Consider the following 23,233-nt stretch of genomic DNA (forward strand, 5'->3'; position numbering starts at 1 on the left):
TGGGTAGAGGGGCCCGGGGCCCGCCCAGGGGGTGGAACAGGGCGGCGGCTTCGGCGCCCCGGCCCTCGCAGACCTTGGCGTGGGCGAGGAAGTTGAGGTCGACGAGGCGGCGCGGGTGGCCCTCGTGCTCCCACTCCAGCCACCAGTCGAAGGCGGCCTTCATCACCTGGCGGGCCCGGCGGCCGACCCAGTGGCCCGAGGCGGCCGGGTCGGGGGGTTCGTGGCCCGCGGTGGCGAGGACGCGGTAGCGCTCGGCGTGCGCGATGACCGGCAGGATCGCGAGCGGGGAGTCGGCGGGGGCCTGTTCGGCGGCCCAGTTGGCGAAGTCGTAGACCTCGTGCAGCGGGTCCGGGCCGGTGTCGGCGCGGTGCTCGGCGAGCCGGGCGACCATCAGATGGTGGGCGTGGTGGTGGTCGGCGTAGCGGCGGCGGACCTCCTCGAAGATCCGCATGGCGTTCCCGGTCCCGGTGGTGCCCTGCTCCAGCATGAGCAGGCCGAGCCAGGGGGTGGGGTCGGCGGGGGCGCGCTCGGCGGCGGTCCGGCAGGCCTCGCCCGCGCGGTCCGGCTTCTCCTTGCCGCGCAGGGCGCGCTGGACCTGGGCGAGGGCGAGCAGTACGGAGGCGTCGGCGGACTCGGGTTCGGCGAGCAGCCAGTCGCGGGTCCAGGCGGCGCTGTAGGGCTCCAGGGCGAGGACCGTCACCCGGTGGCCGCGCAGGTCCCAGTCGTCACCGGACTGGGCGATCAGCGAGCGGGCGGCCTGCCAGCGGCCCTGGGCCAGAGCGGCGCGGGCGGTGACGAGTTCGGCGTCGTCGAGGGCGGCGTCGAAGGCCTGGGCCGCGCGTCTTCGGCTGCGGCCCAGTGGTGGTGGGGGTGGAGACACCGCGCAGACTTCCTCACGCGACGTTGCTCTACGTCGTAGTTCGCTTGCGTGGGCAGATGGTCACGGACAGCAAACCCGCAGCCAAGGCTTCCCGTCAAGGCCGAGACGGGTGTTACACGGTTCAACTGTCGTGACTGGAGGGGCAGTTGTGATCAAGAGGGGCAGGCGGCCGAGCACTTCGTGTGGCGTACGCCATGGCGCCCTGCGCCCCGCCCCCGCACCATGGCGGGAAGGTCGTACGGGGCGACCGAGTCAACCGCCCGGTTCCGGGTACTCCGGGGAGCAAGCCGGTCCCAAGGGCGCTACAGTCGGCCCCTGACCCGCCCCCGCAGCCCGGCCAGTGATCGAGGTACGCAGCGTGTCGGTTGTTGTTCTGGTTCTCGCCGTGAGCGCGGCCTGCTGCCTGGGCTTCGGTTTCGTCCTCCAGCAGAACGCGGCTCAGCGGGCACCCCTGAACGACTTCCTCTCGCCCCGGCTGCTCCTGGACCTGGTCAAGGTGCCTCGCTGGCTCGGCGGTATCGCCCTGATGGTGGCCGGCATGGTCCTCGGCGCGATCGCACTGGGCCAGGGCGAGATCTCCCTGGTGGAGCCGCTGCTGGCGACGAACCTGCTGTTCGCGATGGCCCTCTCCCGTCACCAGACCAAGCAGTCACTGGGCCGCCAGGGCTGGGCGGGCCTGCTGCTCCTGGCGGGCGGCGTGACGGCGTTCATCGTGGCGGGCGAACCGCGCGGCGGCACGGCGGTCGCGGACCCGTTCCGGCACTGGCTGATCATCGGCGCGATGATCGGTCTCGCGCTGCTGCTGACGACGTACGCGAAGCGGTCCCGGCTGGTCGCGGGACCCGCGCTGCTCGCGGTCGCGGCGGGGCTGCTGTACGGCGTGCAGGACGCGCTGACGCGGGTGAGCGGCGAGCGGTTCGCCGAGGGCGGCCTCGTGCACGTCCTCACCGGCTGGCAGCCGTACGCGGTGCTCGCGCTCGGCGTGACCGGCCTGGTGCTGGTCCAGAGCGCCTTCGAGACGGCCTCCCTGCGCATGTCGCTGCCCGCCCTCACCGCCGCCCAGCCGCTCGCCGGGATCATCTGCGGCGTGGGCTTCCTGGGCGACCGGCTGCGCACCGACGCGGGGGCGCTCGCGTGGGAGGCGGCGGGGCTGGCCGCGGTCGTGGTCGGGATCGTGCTGCTGGGACTGCATCCGGCCATGCCGTGCGGCGCGGTGGAGCGGCCGGTGCGGGCCCGGGATCTCCAGCCGAACTGATCCTCTCGGGGTGCGGGCCGGCCGGGACGGGACACCCTGCTTGGATGGGCCCATGAGCTCTGCTGACGAGATCCTCGACATCGTCGACGAGAACGACCAGGTCATCGGACAGTCCCCGCGCGGTGCCGCGTACGCCCAGGGGCTGCGCCACCGCTGCGCCTTCATCCAGGTGCGGGACGCCGCAGGCCGTCTCTTCGTGCACCGCCGCACCCCCACCAAGCTGGTCTTCCCCTCCCTGTACGACATGTGGGTCGGTGGAGTGGTCGGCGCGGGCGAGACCTACGACGACGCTGCGCTGAGGGAGGCGGAGGAGGAACTGGGTGTCTCCGGCCTCCCGTCCCCCGAGTTCCTCTTCAAGTTCCTGTACGACGACGGCGCCGGGCAGACCTGGTGGTCGGCGGTGTACGAGGTCCGCTGCGAGCTGCCGGTGAGCCCTCAGGTCGAGGAGGTCGCCTGGCACGACTTCCTGCCGGAGGAGGAGGTGGAGCGGCGGCTCGCGGAGTGGGAGTGGGTGCCGGACGGGCTGGACGCGTACGAGCGGCTCAGGCGGTACCGGAAGGGGAGCTGAGCAGGCCCAGGGGGACGGACCTGCCGGGGTCACCGCCGCCGCTCAGCGGGCTGGTGTCCGGTCCCGGCCAGCTGGGCGCGGGCCACAGAGGGTGGTCCAGGAACCGGTCCGCCATGGCGTACGCCGCTTCCCCTGACACCCCGACCGTGGTGAGCGCACGGGATATGCGCGCCACGCCCTCGCCCTCCGGCACGTTCGCGTCGCCGAACGCCGGGAGCAGCAGGAGCAGCCGCTGATCGGGGTCGCACACTCCCTCGGCGTCCGGCGGTACCGAATCGGCGACGGAGACCAGGTCGGGCCAGGAGAACCCGGGCCCGCTCTGGTGTCCCTCGATCGCGGCGACGAGCGTCTCCCGGGGGTGGTCGGGACGCGTGAGGAGATAGTCGGTGCCGGCGTCGTCGGGGAAGTTCCGGTGCACGACCCACAGCAGGCGCCCGCCGTGCAGGGGGATCCGGAACGCCGGCCAGGTCTCCGTCGCCTCGTACAGTGCCTCGGCCGCCGCGTCCACGTCGGCCGCGTCCGCGCCGAAGGGCTCGGGCTCGTTCGCCAACCCGTGCCATACGGGTCCGAAGTACGCGGGCCAGAAACCGGGCAGCCCGAGCAGGTGCTCGGCCGGTGCGATGCCGTGTCCGGGCATCGCGTATCCGGTCAGCGACGAGGGAAGATCCATGCCTCGAACCGTAGCGGGCGGCACTGACAACGCCCCCTCGCGGACGGCCCGGTAGGGTCCAGGGCGTGATCGATTTTGTACAGAACGTCCGTCTCTGGTTCGCGCCCGAGGAGATCCGGGAGGACGGCAGGACGCCCGACTACCGGTTCTCGCTCGCCAATGAGCGCACCTTTCTGGCCTGGCTGCGGACCGCGCTCGCGCTCATCGGCGGCGGGTTCGCGGTGGACCAGTTCCTGCCGGACCTGCGGTGGGGATGGCGGGTCGGGCTGGCGCTCGCGCTGCTCGGGGCCGGCGTGCTGTGCTCGTTGCGCGCGGTCAATCACTGGACGCGGTGCGAGCGGGCGATGCGGCGGGGGGAGGATCTGCCGGTGTCCCGGTTCCCGGCGGTGCTGAGCATCGTCGTGGCGGTCGTCGCCGTCGCGATGGTGTTCGTCGTGCTCGTCGGGTGGGAGGGGTGAGCCCGCCGGACACCTCGGACACCTCGGCCACCTCGGCCACCGAGGAACGGGACCCCGGACTCCAGCCCGAGCGCACCCGCCTCGCGTGGCGTCGTACGACCCTCTCCGGCACCGTCTCCGCCGTACTCGCCGTGAAGACCGCGCTGCACGGCGGCCCGTCCGCCTCCGGGGTCGTCGCCTGCGCGCTGGCCTGCGTCCTCTGGCTGGGCTTCCTGCTGCTCGCACACCGCCGTATCCGCGCCCTCGCCGCCGACGCGAGCCCCGCCGCGATCGCCCCGCGCCATGCCACGGCGGCGGTCCTGTGCACCGTGGCGATGGCCGTGTGCGGGGCCGCGCTGGTGTTCTAGCCCTCGTCGGCCCACCCCTGCCCCGCTAGCCCACCTGCGCCTCGCCCTCGCCCTCGGCCTCCCAGTCCACCGTCACCACGATCTTCCCCCGGGTGCGCCCCTCCTGGCTCAGCCGCTGCGCCTGTGCCGCCTGCTCCAGCGGGAACGTCCGCGACACATGCACCGACACCACGCCCTGTTCCGCCAGTTCGGACAGGCGCCGGAGGTCCTCGGCGTCCGGGCGCACCCAGTAGTAGCGGCCGCCGTAGCCGACGACCTCGCCGTCCGCGATGGACACCAGGCGGCCCTCGGGCGCCACCAGGTTCGCCGAGACCGCCAGGGTCTCGCCGCCGATCGTGTCGAACGCCGCGTCCACGCCCTCGGGGGCCAGCCCGCGCACCCGTTCGGCCAGGCCCTCGCCGTACTCGACGGGCTCACCGCCGAGGCCGCGGACGAAGTCGTGGTTGCCCTTGCTCGCCGTACCGATGACCCGGGCGCCTAGATGACGGGCCAGCTGCACGGCGACGGAGCCCACACCGCCCGCCGCCGCGTGCACCAGGACCGTCTCGCCGCGTCTGACCTGGAGTGCCTTCACCAGGACCTGGTAGGCGGTGAGCCCCACCAGCGGCAGACCGGCCGCCTCCTCGAAGGTGAGGTTGCGGGGCTTGCGGGCGAGGGTGCGCACGGGGGCGGCCACGTACTCGGCGAAGGTGCCCCGGGAGAGGAAGTCCTCACGGACGTATCCGATGACCTCGTCGCCCACCGCGAACTCCGTGACGGACACGCCCAGTCCGACCACGACCCCGGAGACGTCCCAGCCGGGTACCACCGGGAAGACGGGGTCCAGGATCCGGTCGAGGTGCCCCTCGCGCGCGTGCCAGTCGACCGGGTTGACCGCCGCGGCGCGGACCTTGACCAGCACCGCGTCGACCCCGACCTTGGGGTCGCGCACGTCCCCGTATGCGAGGACCTCGGGTCCGCCGTAGCGTGAGTAGCTGATGCCCTTCATGGCACCGACCCTCCGGGGTACACGGACGCCACGCAAGCGGGATGCCCGGATATGCGGCGTTCGCGTGGCAGCCTGTCCGACGGCATCGGCAACGTCTCCGAAGGTGAGCAGCATGACCACCCTCCACCAGGAACACACCTCCCACGCGCATGTGCACGGGCCCGACTGCGGACACACCGAGGTGCCGCACGGGGACCACGTCGACTACGCGCACGGCGGGCATCTGCACCGCGAGCACGGTGGCCACTGGGACGAGTGCGAGCCGGGCGGGCACACCACCCACGACGGTCACGAGCACACGCACGGGGACGCCTGCGGCCACGAGAGCGTGCTGCACGGCGACCACGTCGACTATCTCCACGACGGCCACCGGCACGCCAAGCACGACGGCCACTGGGACGACCACTGACCTGACCGAGAACCACCCCCGACAGCTCCCCGTCGCACCACGCGGGGAGCTGTCGGCCTAGGGTGGCCCAGGTCACGTTCGCCCTCCGCACTGGACGGCATACCGACCGGTCGGCATCATGATGCGGGAAGCGTTCACCTGCCCGTAGGAGCGATGCATGAGCCCCGACCATCCGCCCGGACTCGACCTCGACCGGCTGCGCGGCCTGCTGGAGCGCGAGCGGCCCGGACTGGTCCACGGCCCCCTGACCGGCCGCCTGATCGAGGGCGGACGGTCGAACCTCACCTACGCGCTCTCCGACGGCACGTCGAAGTGGGTCGTACGACGGCCTCCGCTCGGCCATGTGCTGGCCACCGCGCACGACATGAAGCGCGAGCACCGGGTGATCAGCGCGCTGCACCCGACGAACGTGCCGGTGCCGCACACCGTGCTGCTGTGCGAGGACGAGAAGGTGCTCGGGGCGCCCTTCTACGTCATGGAGTTCGTCGAGGGCACCCCGTACCGCACCGCCGACCAGCTGCTCCCGCTCGGCCCGGCACGCACGCGTGACGCGGTGCTGTCCCTCGTGGACACCCTCGTCGAGCTGCACGCCGTGGACCCCGCCGAGGTGGGCCTCGCGGACTTCGGCCGCCCCGAGGGCTTTCTGGACCGGCAGCTGCGCCGCTGGGGCAAGCAGCTGGACGCCTCCCGCAACCGCGAGCTGGCCGGCATCGACGAGCTGCACGCGGCGCTCGGCCGGCAGCTGCCGACGTCCCCCGACGCGACCGTGATCCACGGCGACTACCGGCTCGACAACGTGCTGATCGGGGACGACGACCGCATCAAGGCGATCCTCGACTGGGAGATGTCGACCCTCGGCGACCCGCTCACCGACCTCGGTCTCCTCGTGATGTACAGCCTGCCGCTGGGCATGCCCGACTCCCCCGTCTCCACCACCGCCGAGGCGCCCGGGCACCCGGATCCGGCCGAGCTGATCGAGCGGTACGCGGCCCGGTCGGGGCGCGATGTCTCCACGGTCTCCTGGTACACGGCGTTCGCCTGGTTCAAGCTCGCCGTGATCCTGGAGGGCATCCACTACCGCTACACCCTGGGCCAGACGGTCGGCCACGGCTTCGACCGCATCGGCGACCTGGTCCCCGTCTTCATCCAGCACGGCCTCACGACCCTTCAGGAAGGCTGACCCGCCATGGACTTCGCGTTCGACGCGCGCACCGAGGAACTGCGTGCCAAGCTGCTCGCCTTCATGGACGAGTACGTCTACCCGGCCGAGGCGGTCGCGGAGGAGCAGCGGGCCGCGCTGGCGTCCCCGTGGGACACCCCGGCCGTGGTGGAGGAGCTGAAGGCCGAGGCGCGCAGGCAGGGTCTGTGGAACCTCTTCCTGCCCGACTCCGAGTACGGCGCCGGGCTGACCAACCTCCAGTACGCCCCGCTCGCCGAGATCACCGGCCGCTCCCCGCAGCTGGCGCCCACCGCGCTGAACTGCGCGGCGCCGGACACCGGCAACATGGAGGTGCTCACCCAGTTCGGGGACGAGCGGCAGAAGAAGCAGTGGCTCCAGCCGCTGCTCGCCGGGGAGATCCGCTCGGCGTTCGCGATGACCGAGCCGGAGGTGGCCTCCTCGGACGCCACCAACATCACCACGTACATCGAGAAGGACGGCGACGAATACGTCGTCACCGGCCGCAAGTGGTACATCTCCGGGGCGATGAACCCGGACTGCAAGATCTTCATCGTGATGGGCAAGACGGACCCGGACGGGGACGACCTCCGCCGTCAGCAGTCCATGGTGCTGGTCCCCCGCGACACCCCTGGCGTGACGGTCAAGCGGGCCATGCGGGTCTTCGGCTACGAGGACCACTCCCACGGCGGCCACGCCGAGGTGGTCTTCGACCACGCGCGTGTGCCGGCGTCGAACCTGATCGGCGAGGAGGGCGGCGGCTTCGCCATCGCCCAGGCCCGCCTCGGTCCGGGCCGGATCCACCACTGCATGCGGCTGATCGGCATGGCGGAGCGGGCGATCGAGCTGATGTGCCGCCGGGCGGTGTCCCGTACGGCCTTCGGCAAGGCGCTGGCCCAGCAGGGCGTGGTGCACAACTGGATCGCCGACGCGCGCGTGACCGTGGAGCAGCTGCGGCTCCTCGTGCTGAAGACGGCCTGGCTGATGGACACCGTCGGCAACCGGGGCGCCCACACGGAGATCCAGTCCATCAAGATCGCCACGCCGCGCGCGGTGGTCGACATCATCGACCGGGCGATCCAGCTGCACGGCGCGGGTGGCGTCAGCCAGGACTTCCCGCTGGCCGAGCTGTACGCCGGCGCCCGGACGCTGATGATCGCCGACGGGCCGGACGAGGTGCACCAGCGGTCGCTGGCGCGGCGGGAGCTGAAGAAGTACCTGTGACGGGCTTCTAGGGGCGCAGGGCCCGCAGGAGGAGGTCGGCCAGATGGTCGGCGACCTCCTGGGGGCCCATCGGGCCGTCGGGGCGGTACCAGGTGGACAGGTGGTGGACCGATCCGAAGTGGTAGTCCACCACCAGGTCGGCCGGGGTCGCCCTGGAGAAGACTCCGGCCTCCTGGCCCTCCTCGACGAGCGCGCGGAACTGTTCGTGGTAGCGCCGGCGCTCGGCGCGCACCTGCTTGTTCTTCTCCGGGCTCAGGTGGTGCATGGAGCGGAAGAAGATCGAGGCGTCGTCGAGGTTCTCGATGGTGGTGACGACGACGTCCGCCGCCGCGCCCCTGAGCCGCTTCTCGATGGGCTCGTCCGCGTTCGCGAACGCGTCGAGGCGCTCCTGCTGGACGCGCAGCACGCGCGCGTACACCTCGTGCAGGAGGTCGTCCTTGGAGCCGAAGTAGTGGTACAGCGCCCCCTTGGTGACGCCGGCCGCCTCGACGATCTCCTGCACGGAGGTCCGGTCGTAGCCCCGCTCCGCGAAGAGCCGGGTGGCGGCGGCCAGCAGCCGCTGCGGGACGGGCGTACCGTCTCCGTCGGTCGTCCTGGGCACTGTGCCGCCTCCTGCTTTTCCGTTCGCTACTGCTCGTCGTGCCTGCGGGAACGCAGTTCCCGCCGGAGGATCTTCCCACTCGCCGTCTTCGGCAGGTCCGGCAGGATCTCCACCTGCCTCGGGTATTTGTAGGCGGCCAGTCTCTCCTTGCAGTACACCGCGAGTTCATCCGGGTCCGTGTCGGCGCCCGGACGCAGGCTGATGTACGCCTTCACGGTCTCCCCGCGGTACCCGTCGGGCACCCCGACCACGGCCGCCTCGCGCACCGCCGGATGGGTGTACAGCACGTCCTCGACCTCGCGCGGCCACACCTTGAAGCCGGACGCGTTGATCATGTCCTTCTTGCGGTCGACGACGTAGAGCCAGCCCCGCTCGTCCATGAAGCCGATGTCGCCGGTGCGCAGTTCGCCGTCGGGGAAGGTCTCGGCGGTGGCCTCGGGGCGCCGCCAGTACCCGGGTACGACCTGCGGGCCGCGCACGAGGATCTCGCCCTGCTCGCCGAAGGGCACCTCGGCGCCCCGGTCGTCGACGATCCGTACGACCGTCTGGGGCCCCGGCAGGCCCACGGCCAGCGTCCCGGACACCGGGTCGACGGGCGCCTCCAGCTGGGGCGGTACGGAGGCGCAGGGGGCGGTGCACTCGGTGAGCCCGTAGCCGTTGCGGATGTACGGTCCGAAGCCCGCCCGGAACTTCTCCACCAGGGCGGGCGGCACGGGCGCGCCGCCGGAGGAGATGTTCACGAAGGACGAGAAGTGGTCCGGGGTGACGTCCGGGTGGGCGGCCAGCGCCATGAAGGCGGTGGACGGGCCGACGGTGTAGTGCGGCCGGTGCTCGGCGAACGCCTCCAGCACGACACCCGTCTCGAAGCGGTACGTCAGCACCAGCGTGCCCGCGCTGTTGAGACAGGCTCCCAGCTCGCACACCATGCCGGTGATGTGGAACAGCGGCGCGAGAGCGTAGTAGACCGGCGCGTCCGGCAGCGCCAGGCCCGTGCGCTGCCGTTCGGCGTTGCACATGATGTTGCCGTGCGTGTTGGTGGCGCCCTTGGGAGCGCCGCTGGTGCCCGAGGTGTAGCTGATGAGCGCGATGTCGGACGGGGCCGGCTCACGGCCCTCGGGCGCCTGGTGGCCCGCGCGGGCCACGTCGGCCAGGTCGTCGGCGTCGGCGGCATGGGGCAGCCGCTCGAAGGCCAGCACGCGCGCGTCGTCGCGCGTCTGGAAGTCCAGCTCGCAGCCGGTCAGCACGATCCGCACCGGCGAGTCGGCCGCCGTCTCGCGCAGATACGACTCCCAGGCCCGGTCGGAGCAGATCAGCGCGGCCACCTCGCCGTCCCGCAGGACGTGGGCGACCTCGCCCGACTTGTACATGGGGTTGACGGGCACGACGATCGCGCCGGCCTTCCACGCGCCCAGCAGGGCGAGCACGAAGTGCGGGGAGTTCTGGAGCAGGATCGCCACCCGGTCGCCGCGCTCCAGGCCGCGGGCGGCGAGGTGTCCGGCGACGGAGTCGCTCAGCTCGTCGACCTCGCGGTAGGTGAGGCGGCCGTCGAAGTAGGTGAGGAAAGCGCGGTCCGGGGCCTCGGCGACGACCCTGCGCAGGGCGTGCACGAGGGAGTCGTCGGGCGTGATGGGAGCGCGTTGGGCCTCGTTCAGCAGGGCGACCCAGGGCTGGGCGGCGTACCGGGACTCGCTCACCTGGTCTCCTCCCACTTCCGCTGGAGGTGGTTCATGCTGCCCAGCCAGCGGTCGGGGTCGGCGGCCCGGGCCTGGTAGTACTCGGCGACCTCGGGGTGCGGCAGGATCAGGAAGCGGTCCTCGGCGATGCCCTTGAAGAGCGCCTCGGCGACGTCGTCCGGTTCCACGGCGGTCGGTTTGAGCACCAGGTCGCCCGCGCTGCCGGTGGCGTCCAGCATGTCGGTGCGGACGCCCTGCGGACAGATCGCGTGGACCTTGAGCCCCCGGTGCCGGTAGGTCAGGGAGAGGTACTCGGCGAAGGCGTACGCCCCGTGCTTGGTGACGCTGTAGGGCGCGGCCCCGATCATGGTGAGCAGCCCGGCGGCGGACACGGTGGACACGAACCGGCCGTCGCCCCGCTCCAGCCAGGCGGGGAGCAGTTCGTGAGCGGCACGCACGTGTGCCATGACGTTGACGTCCCAGGACAGGTCCCAGGCCCTGGCGTCGGCGAGGTCGGCCACGTCGGGCCCGCCGAAGGCGACGCCGGCGTTGGCGCAGTAGACGTCGACGGTGCCGCCGAGCGCGTCCCGGGCCTCGCCGACGACCGAGGAGGCATCGCCGGGCACGGCGATGCCTCCGATCTCCTCGGCGACGGCCTTGGCGCGGTCGCCGTCCAGGTCGTTGACGACGACGCGGGCCCCTTCGGCGGCGAACCGCCGGGCAAGGGCTGCCCCGATCCCTCCTCCGGCCCCCGTGACGACGACACCGGCACCCTGAACGGCTTCCACCATCGGTCTCCTTCGACTGCGGCTCTGCGGCGATGACCAGACTAACCAGTCGGTATGTATCAAGGAAGGGGTGAGGTCGTCGAGGTCGTTCCCCACGGCCTGCGGGAGCAATACCGTGCCCCCCATGCGCCTCTCCAGACGAGCTCTCCTCGCAGCGACCACGGCAGCTACCGCACTCTCCGCCGCCGCACCCGCCGCCTCCGCGACCCCCCGCCGTCTGCGGACCGGCTTCGAACGTCTGGCCACCGACGGCTACGCACTCCTCGAAGGCCGGCGCGTCGGCATCGTCACCAACCCCACCGGCATCACCCGGGACGCGCGCCACATCGTCGACGTCATGCACGGCGACCCACGGGTCGACCTGATCGCCGTCTTCGGCCCCGAGCACGGCTTCCGGGGCACCGCCCAGGCCGGCGGCTCCGAGGGCCGCTACGACGATCCGGCGACCGGACTGCCCGTCTACGACACGTACCTCAAGAGCGGCCGGCCGCTGGCCGACATCTTCACCGCCTCCGGCGTCGACACCGTCGTCTTCGACATCCAGGACGTGGGCGCGCGCTTCTACACGTACATCTGGACGCTGTACGACTGCATGGAGGCGGCCCAGCTGGCGGGCAAGCGGTTCGTGGTGCTGGACCGGCCGAACCCGGTCACCGGGCGCTCCGCCCAGGGCCCCGTGCTGCACAGGGAGTTCGCCACCTTCGTGGGGCGGCAGCCCGTCTCGCAGGCGCACGGCATGACCGTCGCGGAGCTGGCGCGGCTGTTCAACGGGGAGTTCCTCACCGCGCCGGTGGCCCTGGAGACCGTCCTCATGACCGGGTGGAGGCGGTCGGAGTTCTTCGACGCGTCCGGGCTGCCCTGGGTGCCGCCGAGCCCCAACATGCCGACCCCGGACACCGCGTTGGTGTACTCGGGGACGTGTCTCTTCGAGGGCACGAACCTGTCGGAGGGGCGCGGCACCACCCGGCCCTTCGAACTGCTCGGCGCGGAGGGCGTCGACGGACGCTGGGCCGCCGCCGTGGGGGAACTCGCGCTGCCGGGCGTGCACTTCAGGGAGGCGTACTTCGCGCCCACCTTCTCCAAGTTCCAGGGCAGGACCATCGGCGGGGTGCAGATCCATGTGCACGACCGGGCGGCGTACGACCCCGTGCGCACCGGGATCGCCCTGCTGGTGACCGCGAAGCGGGTGTGGAGCGGCTTCGCCTGGCGGTCCGACAACTGGATCGACAAGCTCACCGGCTCCACCCAGGTGCGTACCGCGATCGACGCGGGGGCCGGTCCCGACGAGGTCGTCGCGGGCTGGCAGGAGGAGCTGGCGGCGTTCCGGGCGACCCGTAGGGAGTACCTCCTGTACAGATGAGCCCCTGACGGTTGAGCCGTTGAGTATGGCCAACTTCGCCCCCTAGTAGGACGATGCGACCGCATCGCACCACTACGGGGGACAAGGGGACTGTCATGGCGGATCCGGCGATGAGCGTGAGTCCGTACTGGGAGCTGACCTTCGACGCGGACGGCGATCCGGACGGGAGGCGGCGGGAACGGCTCATCGCCGGTGTGGCGGAGCGCAAGGTCCGGGATCTGATCGTCTTCGCGCACGGCTGGAACAGCGACCGCTCCGGCGCGACCCGGCTCTACAGCCGCTTCTTCGAGCCGATCCCGGCCCTCGTCCCCAACGCCCACCTGGGGTTCGTGGGGGTGGTGTGGCCGTCGATGCGGTTCTCCGACGAGCCGATCCCGGACTTCCCGCGATCCGTGGCCGCCGAGTCCGCCCGGCGCCCGGCGCTGGACAAGGACACCCGGCACGCGCTCCTGGAGACGTTCCCCGGCCGGGCCACCGTCGTCGATCAGATCGCCCGGCTGCTGGAGCAGCAGCCGCGCGAGGAGGCCGAGTTGGAGGAGTTCGGCCGGCTGGTGCGGATGCTGGTCGAGCTGGTGCCGCCGGGGCCGCAGGCCCTGTTCGGAGCGGACACCCTGGCGGAGGGGGTGCCGCAGAGCGAGCCGGACATGTTCTCCGGGCCCGTCTCCGCGGTCTGCGAGGACTTCGCGCAGGCGCTGGCACAGCTCGAATCGACGGACGGGACGGCGGGGTTCACGATCCCCAATCCCTGGGACGGCGCCCATGAACTGCTGCGGCAGGCCACGTACTACGCCATGAAGCGGCGCGCCGGAACCGTCGGCGAGCGCGGTCTGGGGCGGGTGATCGGGCAGCTCGCCGCGAAGGCGCCCACGGTGCGGGTGCATCTGGTCGGGCACAGCTTCGGCGGGCGTCTGGTGTCGTTCGCGCTACGCGGGCTGCCCGAGGGGGTGCACACGGTGAAGTCCGTGACCCTGCTCCAAGGAGCCTTCTCCCACTACGCGTTCGCGTCCCGGCTGCCGCACGACACGCGCGCGGGTGGCGTGTTGCAGGGCCAGCAGAACCGGATCGACGGTCCTCTGGTGTGCTGCTTCTCCCGCCACGACTCCGCGCTGAGCACGATGTATCCGCTGGCCTCCCGGATGGCCGGGGACGCGCAGGGCGCCGTCGGCGCCGACGTCGGGCGGATGCTGGGCGCCAAGTGGGGCGCGATGGGCTTCGACGGGGTGCAGGCGGTGCCGGGCACGCGCGCGTGGAAGCTCGCCGACGCGCTGCGGACGACGCTGCCCACCTCGGGGTGCGTCAACATCGACGCGGCCGAGGTGGTCAGGCGTGGCGGGGCGCCGGCCGGGGCGCACAGCGACATCGTGCACCGGGAGCTGGCGCGGGTGGTGCTGGCGGCGGGCCGCGTCAAGTGACCCGCCGCCGCTGTCAGGTCACCGGTGTGAGGTGAACTCCACGACCTGCTGGTAGGTCGGCCGGTTCTGCCAGCTGATGTTGTAGTGCTTGATGCCGCCCAGGGTGCGCTGGACGATCGAGTCGGCGCACCACTGGTTGCCCGCCGCGCACAGGTCGTCGCCGGGATAGACCTGGGCCGCGGTCTTGCCGGCCGCCGTCTTCAGGGTGCTGATCAGGATGTCCCGGCAGGCGCTGAGGCTGCCGCCGCCGCAGTACTTCTGCGCCAGCGGACCCTGCACCGTCTCACCGAGCACCGCGCGGATGTCCTTGTCGACGTAGGACCACCAGCCGTACTGGAAGGAGCTGCCCGCGTGCGCGCCGGTCGGACCGTGCGCGGCGGACGGGGCCTCGTCGATGGGCAGGTTGTCGGTGATGGCCGTGTACAGGCCGGTGCCGAGGCCCGGTTCGAACTCGGCCTTCACCAGCAGCGGCCACCACGCGTCGAGGATGCGGATCGCGTCGGCGTTGGCGTACGCCTTCGAACCCGCCGACGTCTCCGTGCGCTTGCCGCCCGCCGTGAGCCAGGTCTGGAGCTTGCTCACCGCGGCCGCGGCCGTGGAGTCGGTGACCGTACTGCTGTTGACCACCTTGAGCAGGTCCGGCAGTACGTCCTCGGCGCGCAGGTCGGCCAGGGCCGCGTCGGCCATCGCCTTCACCAGCGCGGCCCGGGTCACGCCGCCCGCGGTGACCAGCTTCTTCACCCGGTCCTCCAGCAGGTTGCCGCGGTGCACCGAGCCGTCGCCCCAGGGCGCGGTCGAGTAGTCGGCGGCCTGTTTGTTGTTCCAGGAGATGTAGTAGTCCTGGTCGATGGAGTTGGGGTGGGCCGAGGCGGGCGTGTAGGTGGCCGCGTTCGTCGTCGGGTTCCAGCCCTGCCACTCGTACGCCGACTGCGCCCACACCGGGAAGTCGGCGTCGACGCCGGTGGCGCGCACCGGGTTGTCGCCGCTGTTGTAGTACGCGGTGTGCGTGGAGTCGGCGTAGAACCAGTTGAAGGTGTAGTTGATGTGCTGCACCGCGCTCTGGAAGGTCTCCGGGCTCTTCACGTAGTCCGGGTCGTTCAGCATCTGGAAGCCGATGATCGAGTCGGCCTCGCGCATGAACGACGAGCGCAGGGTGGTGTAGGCGACCTTCTTGCCGCCGACGGTCGCCCGGTACTCGACGGGGCCGTATTTCGTGCGCCAGACCCGCATCGTGTACGAGCCTGCGGCGGTGTCGTCGGCGGTGGTCGGGGCCCAGGAGTTCTTCTGCTCGATCTTCTCCATCGCCGTGCAGGTGCCGTGGTACAGGTAGTGGTAGTCGTCCTGGCACAGTTCGACGGCGTAGGTGTCGATGATGTCCTGGCCGGAGGTCGTGGCGCTCCACGCGTAGTCCTGGCCGCGGCCGAGTTCGACGTACATGCTCAGGCCCGCGAAGGAGGCACCGCGGGCGCTGAGGCCCGGGCCCTGGATCTCCTGGAGCATGAGCAGCTGGGGTGCGAAGTAGCCGGTCTGCGGGCCGAACACGGCGACCGGGTGGCCGCTGGCGGTGTGCGCCCCGCTCACCACGAGGGCGTTGGACATACCGCGCTTGGCCGAGCTGAGAGCGGTCGTGGTCGCCGCCGCGGAGGCCGCGGTGGCGCTCTGGCTCGCGCCGGTGCCCGTGGGGTCGTAGACCAGCGGCTCGGTGGTCACCGTGCCGGCGTCGGGCAGTGCCGTGCCCTGCGGGTCGGCGGGCTTGGTGGCGTACGGGAAGCTCTTGTCGTGGACGGTGACGACGGCCTCGGGGTCGTTGCGCTCGCGGAAGGACTCCCAGACCTTCGTGCCCTCCGTGACGCCGTACTGCTCCTGCGCGGCGAGCAGCGAGAGCGCGTTGTTGACCTCGCCGCCGCCTCCGGAACCGAACAGCGCGCCGATCACCGAGGCCAGTGCGACCAGGTCGGTGGGCTTGAAGTGCTCGATGGTGCCGGCGTTGGTGACGGAGTCCTTGTGGCCGGTCAGGACGTACTCGCCGGGGAAGTAGCGGCCGCTGTCGGAGGCGTCGATGTAGGCGTTGATGCCGGCGACGTAGGCGTTGACGTCGGCGAGGGCCTGCTGGCCGCGGGCGCCCGCGTTGGCGGCCGCGCTGTCGATCTGGGCCTGGAGATCGGCCTCGGTGTAGGGGGCGTTGCGCCAGAACTGCTGCTCAAGGCCCTGGTTGGAGGGGTCGCCACCGGCGAAGGTGGTCAGCTGGCCGCGGCCGACGTGACGGAAGACGTCCATGAGCCACAGCCGGTCCTGAGCCGCCGCATAGCCCGCTCCGTACTCAGTGCCGTATCTGGTGGTACCGGTGATGTGCGGAACGCCCGTCTTCTTGTCACGGACGATCGTCACATCGCTGCGGCCGCCGGGACTGAGAGTGGAGGCGACTTGATCGGACGGGACGCCGAAGGAGGCGTCGTTGAAGAAGTTGTTGATCGTGGCGTTGGTGAGCGACGGGTAGCCCTTGGCCAGGTTGGCGTAGGGGCCGAGCTGGTCCTCGGCGTGCTCGGGCTGGGTGCCGAAGGCCTGGTTGAGGAGGATCTGGGCGAGGGTGGCGTTGCCGTTCTGGCCGGGCGGCAGGATGTCGGAGCACTGACTGCCGCAGTAGTCGTTGGCGGCGGTCGCTTCGACGGCCGTCTCGGCCGCGGTGGCCGTTTGGCCAAGGGGGGACAAAAGCCCGGTAATCAGGGCGCATACGGATGCGGTCTTCAGGAACCCGCTGACTCTGCCGGGAGTTCTCAGTCTGTCGAGTGCGGTGCGTGAGGTGCGCCGGGGCATGGCAGCTCCTACCGACGGGAGTTGAGTCGGACGTTACCGCCGGTATCCCCGGGATCGAAGATGAACATGCGTCAAGTTTTGGTAGCCGGTCCGGAGGCTGATGGGAGGCATCGGAAATCGGATGGAGCCGAATCGCGTGTCGATACGTCTATTCGGCGACGTCCGAAGCGACGACGCCGAAGTGACCGAAGTACAGGTGCAGGTGTGACGGAGGTGCAGGGCGATGGCCGGTTTCCGGAGTCTGGCGAGACAGGTGCGAGATCCGCGGTGCGATCTGGCGCTGCGACGCTACTCGTTGCGTAAGTGCCTGGAGCGTTTTGCCCCCTACGGGCACAGGGCGACCTGGGACCATCTGAGCTCCCGGGCCGGATTCGGCCCTGAGGACCGGTCCCCCGACCCGGCGCGGCTCGTGGCCGCGTTGGACGAGTTGGAAGAGGCGCGTTCGGTCTGGCTGGCCTATGAGGTCGAGTTCGCCGAGCGGCGCAAGAAGGAGAAGCACGACGGGCTGCGCAGGCCGGGCAGTGTCGACGACTGGCACCGGCTGACCTGGGGCGGTTTCGGCGTCGCGTGGTGCGACGACCCGCGACTCCACCCCCGTGAACCGCTGGCCGAGGTGCTGCGCAGGCTGATCTCCGCGTTGGAGCGTGAACCGGGCTCGGTGTGCCCGGTGTGCGGTGGAGAGCGGCTGACCTGGATGTACGACCTGGCCCACGAACCCTCCTCGGGCCCGGTGTGCACGGACTGCGGGGTCGTGGTGCCGCGTCCGGTGCTGACGCCCGAGGCCCTCGCGGCGTCCCGGCGTGGACGGCTGCTGATGTCCGCCTGAGCGAGTGGAGCGACCGGGGGTGCGCCGGGGATGCCGCACCCCCTCTTTGAGCGGCTCCGCGCTGCGGCTTCGAGCGGCTTTGCGCTCCGGATTCGAGTGGCTTTGTGCTGCGGAGGGCTTCTGTCGCACCATCGAGGCATGGTTCAGGCGTGTCTCAACGGGTCCCGAGGGGCCGCCGACGGTGCGGTGGTGCCGCTGTCGCCGGAGGCCATGGCCGAGTCCGCGGCCGCGGCTGTCGCGGCCGGGGCCACGGACATCCACGTTCATCCCAAGTCCCCCTGCGGTGACGACACCTTGTCGCCCCGGGTGCTCGCGGCGACCCTCGACGCCATACGGGCGCGGGTGGCGGTGCCGGTCGGGGTGACCACGGGCGCGTGGGCGGAACCGGATCCCGCGCGGCGGCTGGAGCGGGTGCGGGACTGGACCGTGCTTCCCGATCACGCCTCCGTCAACTGGCATGAGCCGGGGGCGGAGGAGCTGGCGGCCGTGCTCATCGAGCGGGGTGTGGGGGTCGAGGCCGGCATCTGGTCCGGGACGGACGCGGCCTCCCGGTTCGCCGTGTCGCCGCTCGGACCCCGGGTGCTGAGGGTGCTGGCCGAGGTGACCGACGTGTCGCCGGACACCGCCCAGGACACGGCGCGTGCGCTGTTGGCCGAGGTGGGGGCCGCGCACGGCCGCCCGGTGCTGCTGCACGGCGAGGACGGTAGTGCGTGGCCGGTGCTGCGACTGGCCGGCCGTCTGCGGCTCGCGACGCGGATCGGGCTGGAGGACACACTGGTCCTGCCGAACGGGGAACCCGCCTCCTCCAACGCCCAGTTGGTGGCTGCGGGGTTGGTTCAGTACGGGTGGGCCCGGCGATCGTCGTCGTAGGTATGGTCGTGGGGGTGCGCGTCGCGCAGTGCGGATCGTTGGGGGTCGGGGCCGCACCGGGGGGTGTCCGTCCCGGCTGGGGCCGCATCCGTGGTGCGTCCCTTGCTGTCGTCAGCAGCAGTTCTCCTGGGGTGCGGGCGTCTCGCGTCGTTCCACCATCAGTCTTGAGCCAGACTGGCGTTGACCGAAGGCGTCGTCCGGGTTGGACAGGACGCAGGTGTCCAGGGAGAGGCAGCCGCAGCCGATGCAGTCGGTGAGGTGGTCCCGGAGGCGGTTGAGTTGTTTGATGCGTTCGTCCAGCTCGGAGCGCCAGGCCTCGGAGAGACGGGCCCAGTCCTCTCGGGTGGGGGTGCGTTCCTCGGGGAGTTCGGCCAGGGCCTCGCGGATCGTGGCGAGGGGGATGCCCACGCGTTGGGCCGCCCGGACGAAGGCGACCCGGCGGAGGGCGTCGCGGTGGTAGCGGCGTTGGTTGCCGGTGGTGCGGCGGCTGGTGATCAAGCCCTTGGACTCGTAGAAGTGCAGGGCGGAGACGGCCGCGCCGCTGCGGGCGGCGAGCTGGCCGACCGTGAGTTCATGGATCTTCTCGGGAATCTGGGGCACCCCTCGGACCCTACCCAAGCGGGGACCCCCGTGGTCCGTTGACAGGGGGCCGCACGGCCGACCATGCTAAGCAGTCGCTTAGTTCTTGGACGAGGAGACTGGACATGGCAGAGCCGAGGGTGTTCGCAGGGGCCGACGAGCTGAAGGCCGCGGTGGGTGAGCAGCTGGGGTACACCGAGTGGCTGGAGATCGACCAGAAGCGGATCGATCTCTTCGCCGACGCCACCGGTGATCATCAGTGGATTCACGTCGACCCCGAGAAGGCCGCCGCCGGGCCGTTCGGGACCACCATCGCGCACGGGTATCTGACCCTCTCCCTGCTGCCGCTGTTCGGGCCGCAGCTGATCAAGGTCGAGAACGTGAAGATGGGCGTCAACTACGGCACCAACAAGGTGCGGTTCCCCTCCCCCGTGCCGGTCGGCTCGCGACTGCGGGCCACCGCGGTGATCAGCGGGGTCGACGATGTCGCGGGGGGCGTCCAGGTCACCGTCGCCTTCAGCGTGGAGCGCGAGGGCGGCGACAAGCCCGTGTGCGTCGCGGAGTCCGTGTCCCGGTACTACCTGTAGGACGGTCCGCGCCACCCGTGGGGTCCGCTACTTGCCGACGCCCACCATCCGCAGCACGAGGTCGGCGTAGAGCGCGCCGACCTCGTCGGGCGTCATCGGGCCGTCGACGGTGAACCAGCGGGCCACGTCGATACAGAGGGAGAGGACGGCGAGGGTCGTGCCCTTGACGTCCAGGACGTCGAACTCGCCGGAGGCCACGCCGTCCTCGATGATGCCGCGCACCTCGGCGTCGCACTGGCGGCGCAGGGCGAGGATCTCGGCGCGGGCGTCCGGGCCGAGGGAGTCCAGTTCGTACTGGACGACCCGGGCCGTGGTGCGGCCGCCCGCGTGCCAGCGGACGAAGGAGCTGACCGCGTCCGCGAGGCGTTCCGTGGCCGTGCCTTCGCGGCGGGATGCCGTTCGCAGGATCTCCAGGGCCTTCGCGTGCCCGATCCTGCTGATGCGGTGCAGGAGTTCTTCCTTGGTCTTGTAGTGGATGTAGAGGGCCGCCGGGCTCATGCCGGCGCGGCCCGCGATGTCCCGGGTCGTCGTGGCGTGGTACCCGCGCTCGGCGAAGGCCTCCACCGCGGCGACGAGCAGCCTCCGTGCCGCGTCGGGCGTGACCTCGCCCCACGCCGACGTCTCGCCGTCGGTCGTCTCCTCCGCCGTACCCATCGCTTGCCCCTCTCCACTGACAGAGGCACCACCATACCGCCGAAGGTGAGCGAGCGCTTAGCCTGGCCGCTCAGAGCTTTTCGAACGGGCTGTACGCGCGGGTCTGGGCGTCCTGCCGGTCCCGGATGACCTTGGCCAGGGTGAAGGCGGAGGTGACCAGGTACAGCACGGCGATCGCGAGGAAGGCCCGCACCCAGGTGTCGGCGTCGAGCTTGAAGATGCCGATCGCCGTGGCGGCCATGGCGACGGCGAAGGAGGCGACCGCCTGGCCGTAGAAGGCGGCGGTGTTCTGGGGCTTGCCCGATGTGTCACTCATGGGTCGAGTGTGGGCGGGCGCGGGGCGGGCCACATCCGTCGAGGTACTCAGGTCCCGTACTCAGAAGGCCGAGACTCCGGTGAGCGCGCGGCCGATGAGCAGTTTCTGGATCTGGCTGGTGCCCTCGTAGAGGGTCATCACCCGGGCGTCGCGGAGCAGTTTGCCCGCCGGGTACTCGTCGATGTAGCCGTAGCCGCCGAAGACCTGGAGGGCGTTGTTCGCGGCCCGGACCGCCGCTTCCGAGGCGAAGAGCTTGGCCTTGGAGGATTCCGTGGCGAAGGGCTCGCCGCGGTCGATCAGGTCGGCGACCCGCCAGGTGAGGAGGCGGGCCGCGTCCACGTCTACGGCTATGTCGCTGAGCAGTTCCTGGACCAGCTGGTGGTGGGCGATCGTCCTGCCGAACTGCCCGCGTTCGCCCGCGTACTTCACCGCCACGTCGAGGGCCGCCTGGGCTATGCCCACACAGCCCGCGGCGACCGACATCCGGCCCTTGGCGAGCGCCGACATGGCGACCGAGAAGCCCTTGCCCTCGGGGGCGAGCATCGCGCTCGCGGGGACCCGTACGCCCTCCAGGACCAGTTCGGCGGTCGCCTGGCCGCGCAGGCCGAGTTTGCCGTGGAGGGTGCGGCGGGTCAGTCCGGGGCTGTCGGTGGGGACCAGGAAGGCGGAGACGCCCTTGTGGCCGGGGGCGTCCGTGGAGCGGGCGAAGAGGAGGACGACGTCCGCCCAGGTGCCGTTGGTGATGAACATCTTCGTGCCGTTGATGACGTAGTCGTCGCCCTCGCGTACGGCCCGGGTGGTGAGGTTGCCCGCGTCGGAGCCGGTGCCGGGTTCCGTGAGGCCGAAGCAGCCGAGCTGCTCGCCGGAGGTGAGGCCGGGCAGCCACCGGCGCTTGTGGTCCTCGCTCCCCCAGGCCGCGATCGTCTTGGCGACCAGGCCGAGGGAGACCGACACGATGCCGCGGACCGAGGAGTCGCCGCGGCCCAGCTCCTCCGTCACCAGGCAGTACGCCAGGTGGTCGCCGCCCGAGCCGCCGTACTCCTCGTCGATCGTCAGGCCCAGGAAACCGACCTCGCCGAGCTTCTTCACGATCGAGCGGTCGATCTCCTCGGCGCGGTCCCAGGCGATGACGTGCGGGGCGATCTCGCGGTCCACGAAGTCCCGGGCGAGTCGCCGTACGGCCTCCTGCTCCTCGCTGAGCCCCAGGTTCACCACGAGATCACCTCACGAGTAGCAGATCTTGAATGTCGTACATTTAAATTAGCACTGCTAGTTTCTATGTGCAGCCCTACTATGTGCGCCATGGCCCGACCGCGCAAGCCCCTCCTCAGCACCGACCGGATCGTCGAGACGGCACGCGCGCTCGTGGACGCCGAGGGCCTCGCGGCCGTCTCCACGCGCCGGCTCGCCGCGGAGCTGGGAGTCAGCGGGCCCTCGCTCTACAACCACTTCCGCACCAAGGACGAGATCCTGGAAGCGGTCGCCGACTCGGTCAGTTCGCAGGTCGACCTGTCGATGTTCGAGGACGGACGGGAGTGGCGGACGTCCCTGCACGACTGGGCCGTGTCCTATCGGGCCGCCCTGCGGGACCACCCGAACATCGTCCCGGTGCTGGCCCAGGGGCCCGGGCGCCGGCCCGCCGGACTGCGGCTCGCGGACGCGGTGTACGGCGCGATGGTCGACGCCGGCTGGCCGCCCGCGCAGGCCACGTCGATCGGTGCGCTGATGCGGTACTTCATCATGGGGTCCGCTCTCGGGTCGTTCGCCGGGGGTTTCGTCGACGACCAGAGCGCGTACGACCCCGCCGACTATCCGCATCTCGGGCAGGCCCATCTGCTGGCCGAGCAGCAGGAGAAGATCGACGAACGGGCCTTCGAGACCGGGCTCACGGCACTGCTCGACGGACTGGTCCAGCAGTACGAGCAGGTCCGGCGGACGGCGTAGCACGCTTCGGTGGGCGCCGAACCGTCCGGGGCCCATGCTGGAAGGCATGACCTCCAGAGATCCTCGGGCCACCCAGCTGGCCCGGCTGGCCTCGCTCGTCGCCGACGAGACCCGGGCCTCCTGCCTGCTGGCGCTGCTCGACGGGCGGGCCTGGACCGCGAGTGAGCTGGCGCGGCACGCGGGGGTCGCCGCGTCGACCCTGAGCGAGCACCTGGGCAAGCTGGTGACCGGCGGGCTGCTGACCGAGGAACGGCAGGGGCGGCATCGGTACGTGCGGCTCGCGGACGCGCGGGTGGCTCAGCTCGTCGAGGAGCTCGCCTCCCATGTGGCACCGGGTTCCGTCGTAGGGCCGCGGAACCTGCGGGAGTCGAGTGCGGGGTCGGCGATGGCGCGAGGGCGAACCTGTTACGACCATCTGGCGGGGCGGCTCGGGATCGCGGTGACGGATGCGATGACGACGCGTCAACTGCTGTGCGAGGAGACCGGGTTCGCGCTCACGGAAGCGGGGCTGCGGTGGTTCGGCTCGGTGGGCATCCCTCTCGATCGCAAGGGTCGGCGGCCGTTGGCACGAGCGTGCCTCGACTGGACAGAACGGCGGCCTCATCTCGCAGGGGTCGCGGGGGCGGCGTTCTGCCGACACGCGCTGGACGCGGGTTGGTGTGTACGGATCGGCTCCGAGCGTGCGGTGAAGGTGACGGAGGCAGGCGAGAAGGCACTGGCCGAGCTGCTGGGCGTCTCGTCAACAGCGTTGCGTTGACCCATGCGCGACCAGCCACAGCGGACCCGCAGACACACGGCGTCCGAAAGCCGCGAGCTCTTCTCAGTCACCTTTC

At 71.2% G+C, this 23,233-nt stretch carries 25 protein-coding genes; 14 read left to right on the plus strand and 11 right to left on the minus strand.

Annotated elements, in window-relative coordinates; genetic code table 11:
• Positions 1-880, minus strand: an 880-nt coding sequence (locus tag HLK59_RS31560; protein ID WP_171144979.1) for a hypothetical protein, incomplete at its 3' end; no start/stop codon positions are given.
• Positions 881-1,238: 358 nt separating this feature from the next.
• Here HLK59_RS31560 and HLK59_RS31565 point away from each other — a divergent pair.
• Positions 1,239-2,135 (plus strand): DMT family transporter, encoded by an 897-nt coding sequence (locus HLK59_RS31565; protein ID WP_171144980.1) that lies wholly within the window; start codon positions 1,239-1,241, stop codon positions 2,133-2,135.
• Positions 2,136-2,187: 52 nt separating this feature from the next.
• Entirely contained in the window at positions 2,188-2,703 is a 516-nt protein-coding gene (locus HLK59_RS31570; RefSeq protein ID WP_171144981.1) for an NUDIX domain-containing protein, read from the plus strand.
• Here HLK59_RS31570 and HLK59_RS31575 read toward each other — a convergent pair.
• On the minus strand, positions 2,678-3,373 hold the full coding sequence (locus HLK59_RS31575) for a hypothetical protein (RefSeq protein WP_171144982.1): 696 nt from the start codon (positions 3,371-3,373) through the stop codon (positions 2,678-2,680). The genes HLK59_RS31570 and HLK59_RS31575 overlap by 26 nt on opposite strands.
• A gap of 65 nt (positions 3,374-3,438) precedes the next feature.
• Here HLK59_RS31575 and HLK59_RS31580 point away from each other — a divergent pair, with 65 nt between their 5' ends.
• Complete coding sequence (locus HLK59_RS31580) at positions 3,439-3,831, plus strand: DUF202 domain-containing protein (RefSeq protein ID WP_171144983.1); 393 nt, start codon at positions 3,439-3,441, stop codon at positions 3,829-3,831.
• The gene (locus tag HLK59_RS31585; protein ID WP_171144984.1) at positions 3,828-4,178 is read left to right on the plus strand and encodes a DUF202 domain-containing protein; all 351 of its coding nucleotides are present in this window, start codon (positions 3,828-3,830) and stop codon (positions 4,176-4,178) included. Before HLK59_RS31580 ends, HLK59_RS31585 begins: the two co-directional genes overlap by 4 nt.
• A gap of 25 nt (positions 4,179-4,203) precedes the next feature.
• Here the strand turns inward: HLK59_RS31585 and HLK59_RS31590 are convergent, their stop codons facing one another.
• Positions 4,204-5,166 carry an NADP-dependent oxidoreductase gene (locus HLK59_RS31590; protein WP_171144985.1) on the minus strand — a complete coding sequence of 321 codons (963 nt, stop codon included), beginning with the start codon at positions 5,164-5,166 and terminating at the stop codon, positions 4,204-4,206.
• A gap of 112 nt (positions 5,167-5,278) precedes the next feature.
• On the opposite strand from HLK59_RS31590, the gene HLK59_RS31595 reads away from it, so the two are divergent.
• The 3 genes from HLK59_RS31595 to HLK59_RS31605 all read left to right on the plus strand — a co-directional run bounded on the left by HLK59_RS31595 (position 5,279) and on the right by HLK59_RS31605 (position 7,976).
• A complete protein-coding gene (locus HLK59_RS31595) occupies positions 5,279-5,575 on the plus strand; it encodes a hypothetical protein (RefSeq protein WP_171144986.1) in 297 nt (98 codons plus the stop codon).
• Between the two features lie 157 nt (positions 5,576-5,732).
• Positions 5,733-6,755 (plus strand): phosphotransferase family protein, encoded by a 1,023-nt coding sequence (locus HLK59_RS31600; RefSeq protein WP_171144987.1) that lies wholly within the window; start codon positions 5,733-5,735, stop codon positions 6,753-6,755.
• A gap of 6 nt (positions 6,756-6,761) precedes the next feature.
• On the plus strand, positions 6,762-7,976 hold the full coding sequence (locus HLK59_RS31605) for an acyl-CoA dehydrogenase family protein (protein WP_171144988.1): 1,215 nt from the start codon (positions 6,762-6,764) through the stop codon (positions 7,974-7,976).
• Positions 7,977-7,983: 7 nt separating this feature from the next.
• On the opposite strand, the gene HLK59_RS31610 is transcribed toward HLK59_RS31605, so the two are convergent.
• From HLK59_RS31610 to HLK59_RS31620, 3 genes are read right to left on the minus strand one after another with little or no spacing between them, the layout of a single operon-like run.
• Positions 7,984-8,577, minus strand: coding sequence for a TetR family transcriptional regulator (locus HLK59_RS31610; RefSeq protein ID WP_171144989.1), 594 nt, complete (start codon positions 8,575-8,577; stop codon positions 7,984-7,986).
• Positions 8,578-8,603: 26 nt separating this feature from the next.
• Complete coding sequence (locus HLK59_RS31615) at positions 8,604-10,271, minus strand: AMP-binding protein (RefSeq protein ID WP_171144990.1); 1,668 nt, start codon at positions 10,269-10,271, stop codon at positions 8,604-8,606.
• Complete coding sequence (locus HLK59_RS31620; RefSeq protein ID WP_171144991.1) at positions 10,268-11,041, minus strand: SDR family oxidoreductase; 774 nt, start codon at positions 11,039-11,041, stop codon at positions 10,268-10,270. Before HLK59_RS31620 ends, HLK59_RS31615 begins: the two co-directional genes overlap by 4 nt.
• A 121-nt stretch (positions 11,042-11,162) precedes the next feature.
• Between HLK59_RS31620 and HLK59_RS31625 the strand changes: the two genes are divergently transcribed.
• A complete protein-coding gene (locus tag HLK59_RS31625) occupies positions 11,163-12,398 on the plus strand; it encodes a DUF1343 domain-containing protein (RefSeq protein ID WP_171144992.1) in 1,236 nt (411 codons plus the stop codon).
• Positions 12,399-12,493: 95 nt separating this feature from the next.
• Positions 12,494-13,810, plus strand: a complete 1,317-nt coding sequence (locus HLK59_RS31630) for a serine-threonine protein kinase (protein ID WP_171144993.1) — start codon at positions 12,494-12,496, stop codon at positions 13,808-13,810.
• Between the two features lie 18 nt (positions 13,811-13,828).
• Here HLK59_RS31630 and HLK59_RS31635 read toward each other — a convergent pair whose 3' ends face one another.
• Positions 13,829-16,624, minus strand: a complete 2,796-nt coding sequence (locus tag HLK59_RS31635; RefSeq protein WP_171144994.1) for a penicillin acylase family protein — start codon at positions 16,622-16,624, stop codon at positions 13,829-13,831.
• Between the two features lie 223 nt (positions 16,625-16,847).
• On the opposite strand from HLK59_RS31635, the gene HLK59_RS31640 reads away from it, so the two are divergent.
• Together HLK59_RS31640 and HLK59_RS31645 are read left to right on the plus strand one after the other, a co-directional pair.
• Complete coding sequence (locus tag HLK59_RS31640; protein WP_171144995.1) at positions 16,848-17,450, plus strand: hypothetical protein; 603 nt, start codon at positions 16,848-16,850, stop codon at positions 17,448-17,450.
• 138 nt (positions 17,451-17,588) lie between these two features.
• Entirely contained in the window at positions 17,589-18,320 is a 732-nt protein-coding gene (locus HLK59_RS31645) for a 3-keto-5-aminohexanoate cleavage protein (protein ID WP_171144996.1), read from the plus strand.
• A gap of 111 nt (positions 18,321-18,431) precedes the next feature.
• On the opposite strand, the gene soxR is transcribed toward HLK59_RS31645, so the two are convergent.
• Complete coding sequence (gene soxR / locus HLK59_RS31650; protein WP_171144997.1) at positions 18,432-18,920, minus strand: redox-sensitive transcriptional activator SoxR; 489 nt, start codon at positions 18,918-18,920, stop codon at positions 18,432-18,434.
• A 104-nt stretch (positions 18,921-19,024) separates the two neighbouring features.
• Between soxR and HLK59_RS31655 the strand changes: the two genes are divergently transcribed.
• Positions 19,025-19,486, plus strand: coding sequence for a MaoC family dehydratase (locus HLK59_RS31655; RefSeq protein WP_171144998.1), 462 nt, complete (start codon positions 19,025-19,027; stop codon positions 19,484-19,486).
• A 27-nt stretch (positions 19,487-19,513) separates the two neighbouring features.
• Here HLK59_RS31655 and HLK59_RS31660 read toward each other — a convergent pair whose 3' ends face one another.
• The 3 genes from HLK59_RS31660 to HLK59_RS31670 all read right to left on the minus strand — a co-directional run bounded on the left by HLK59_RS31660 (position 19,514) and on the right by HLK59_RS31670 (position 21,668).
• Positions 19,514-20,140 (minus strand): TetR/AcrR family transcriptional regulator, encoded by a 627-nt coding sequence (locus HLK59_RS31660; protein WP_171144999.1) that lies wholly within the window; start codon positions 20,138-20,140, stop codon positions 19,514-19,516.
• Between the two features lie 70 nt (positions 20,141-20,210).
• Complete coding sequence (locus HLK59_RS31665) at positions 20,211-20,456, minus strand: YiaA/YiaB family inner membrane protein (protein WP_171145000.1); 246 nt, start codon at positions 20,454-20,456, stop codon at positions 20,211-20,213.
• Positions 20,457-20,516: 60 nt separating this feature from the next.
• Positions 20,517-21,668 (minus strand): acyl-CoA dehydrogenase family protein, encoded by a 1,152-nt coding sequence (locus tag HLK59_RS31670; protein ID WP_171145007.1) that lies wholly within the window; start codon positions 21,666-21,668, stop codon positions 20,517-20,519.
• Positions 21,669-21,758: 90 nt separating this feature from the next.
• Between HLK59_RS31670 and HLK59_RS31675 the strand changes: the two genes are divergently transcribed.
• The gene (locus tag HLK59_RS31675) at positions 21,759-22,400 is read left to right on the plus strand and encodes a TetR/AcrR family transcriptional regulator (protein ID WP_171145001.1); all 642 of its coding nucleotides are present in this window, start codon (positions 21,759-21,761) and stop codon (positions 22,398-22,400) included.
• 34 nt (positions 22,401-22,434) lie between these two features.
• Complete coding sequence (locus tag HLK59_RS31680) at positions 22,435-23,157, plus strand: winged helix-turn-helix domain-containing protein (RefSeq protein WP_171145002.1); 723 nt, start codon at positions 22,435-22,437, stop codon at positions 23,155-23,157.
• The last annotated feature ends 76 nt before the right edge of the window (positions 23,158-23,233 follow it).

Origin of the sequence: Streptomyces sp. S3(2020) (assembly GCF_013044505.1) — a bacterium.
Classification (GTDB): Bacteria; Actinomycetota; Actinomycetes; order Streptomycetales; family Streptomycetaceae; genus Streptomyces.

Bases quoted from the DNA above. Each gene is read 5' to 3' on its own strand.
- HLK59_RS31655 (WP_171144998.1), top strand. From the start codon at position 19,025: ATGGCAGAGCCGAGGGTGTTCGCAGGGGCCGACGAGCTGAAGGCCGCG.
- HLK59_RS31680 (WP_171145002.1), top strand. From the start codon at position 22,435: ATGCTGGAAGGCATGACCTCCAGAGATCCTCGGGCCACCCAGCTGGCC.
- HLK59_RS31590 (WP_171144985.1), bottom strand. From the start codon at position 5,166: ATGAAGGGCATCAGCTACTCACGCTACGGCGGACCCGAGGTCCTCGCA.
- HLK59_RS31665 (WP_171145000.1), bottom strand. From the start codon at position 20,456: ATGAGTGACACATCGGGCAAGCCCCAGAACACCGCCGCCTTCTACGGC.
- HLK59_RS31595 (WP_171144986.1), top strand. From the start codon at position 5,279: ATGACCACCCTCCACCAGGAACACACCTCCCACGCGCATGTGCACGGG.
- HLK59_RS31620 (WP_171144991.1), bottom strand. From the start codon at position 11,041: ATGGTGGAAGCCGTTCAGGGTGCCGGTGTCGTCGTCACGGGGGCCGGA.
- HLK59_RS31630 (WP_171144993.1), top strand. From the start codon at position 12,494: ATGGCGGATCCGGCGATGAGCGTGAGTCCGTACTGGGAGCTGACCTTC.
- HLK59_RS31575 (WP_171144982.1), bottom strand. From the start codon at position 3,373: ATGGATCTTCCCTCGTCGCTGACCGGATACGCGATGCCCGGACACGGC.
- HLK59_RS31640 (WP_171144995.1), top strand. From the start codon at position 16,848: ATGGCCGGTTTCCGGAGTCTGGCGAGACAGGTGCGAGATCCGCGGTGC.
- HLK59_RS31675 (WP_171145001.1), top strand. From the start codon at position 21,759: ATGGCCCGACCGCGCAAGCCCCTCCTCAGCACCGACCGGATCGTCGAG.
- HLK59_RS31645 (WP_171144996.1), top strand. From the start codon at position 17,589: ATGGTTCAGGCGTGTCTCAACGGGTCCCGAGGGGCCGCCGACGGTGCG.
- HLK59_RS31635 (WP_171144994.1), bottom strand. From the start codon at position 16,624: ATGCCCCGGCGCACCTCACGCACCGCACTCGACAGACTGAGAACTCCC.
- HLK59_RS31600 (WP_171144987.1), top strand. From the start codon at position 5,733: ATGAGCCCCGACCATCCGCCCGGACTCGACCTCGACCGGCTGCGCGGC.
- HLK59_RS31660 (WP_171144999.1), bottom strand. From the start codon at position 20,140: ATGGGTACGGCGGAGGAGACGACCGACGGCGAGACGTCGGCGTGGGGC.
- HLK59_RS31570 (WP_171144981.1), top strand. From the start codon at position 2,188: ATGAGCTCTGCTGACGAGATCCTCGACATCGTCGACGAGAACGACCAG.
- HLK59_RS31625 (WP_171144992.1), top strand. From the start codon at position 11,163: ATGCGCCTCTCCAGACGAGCTCTCCTCGCAGCGACCACGGCAGCTACC.
- HLK59_RS31605 (WP_171144988.1), top strand. From the start codon at position 6,762: ATGGACTTCGCGTTCGACGCGCGCACCGAGGAACTGCGTGCCAAGCTG.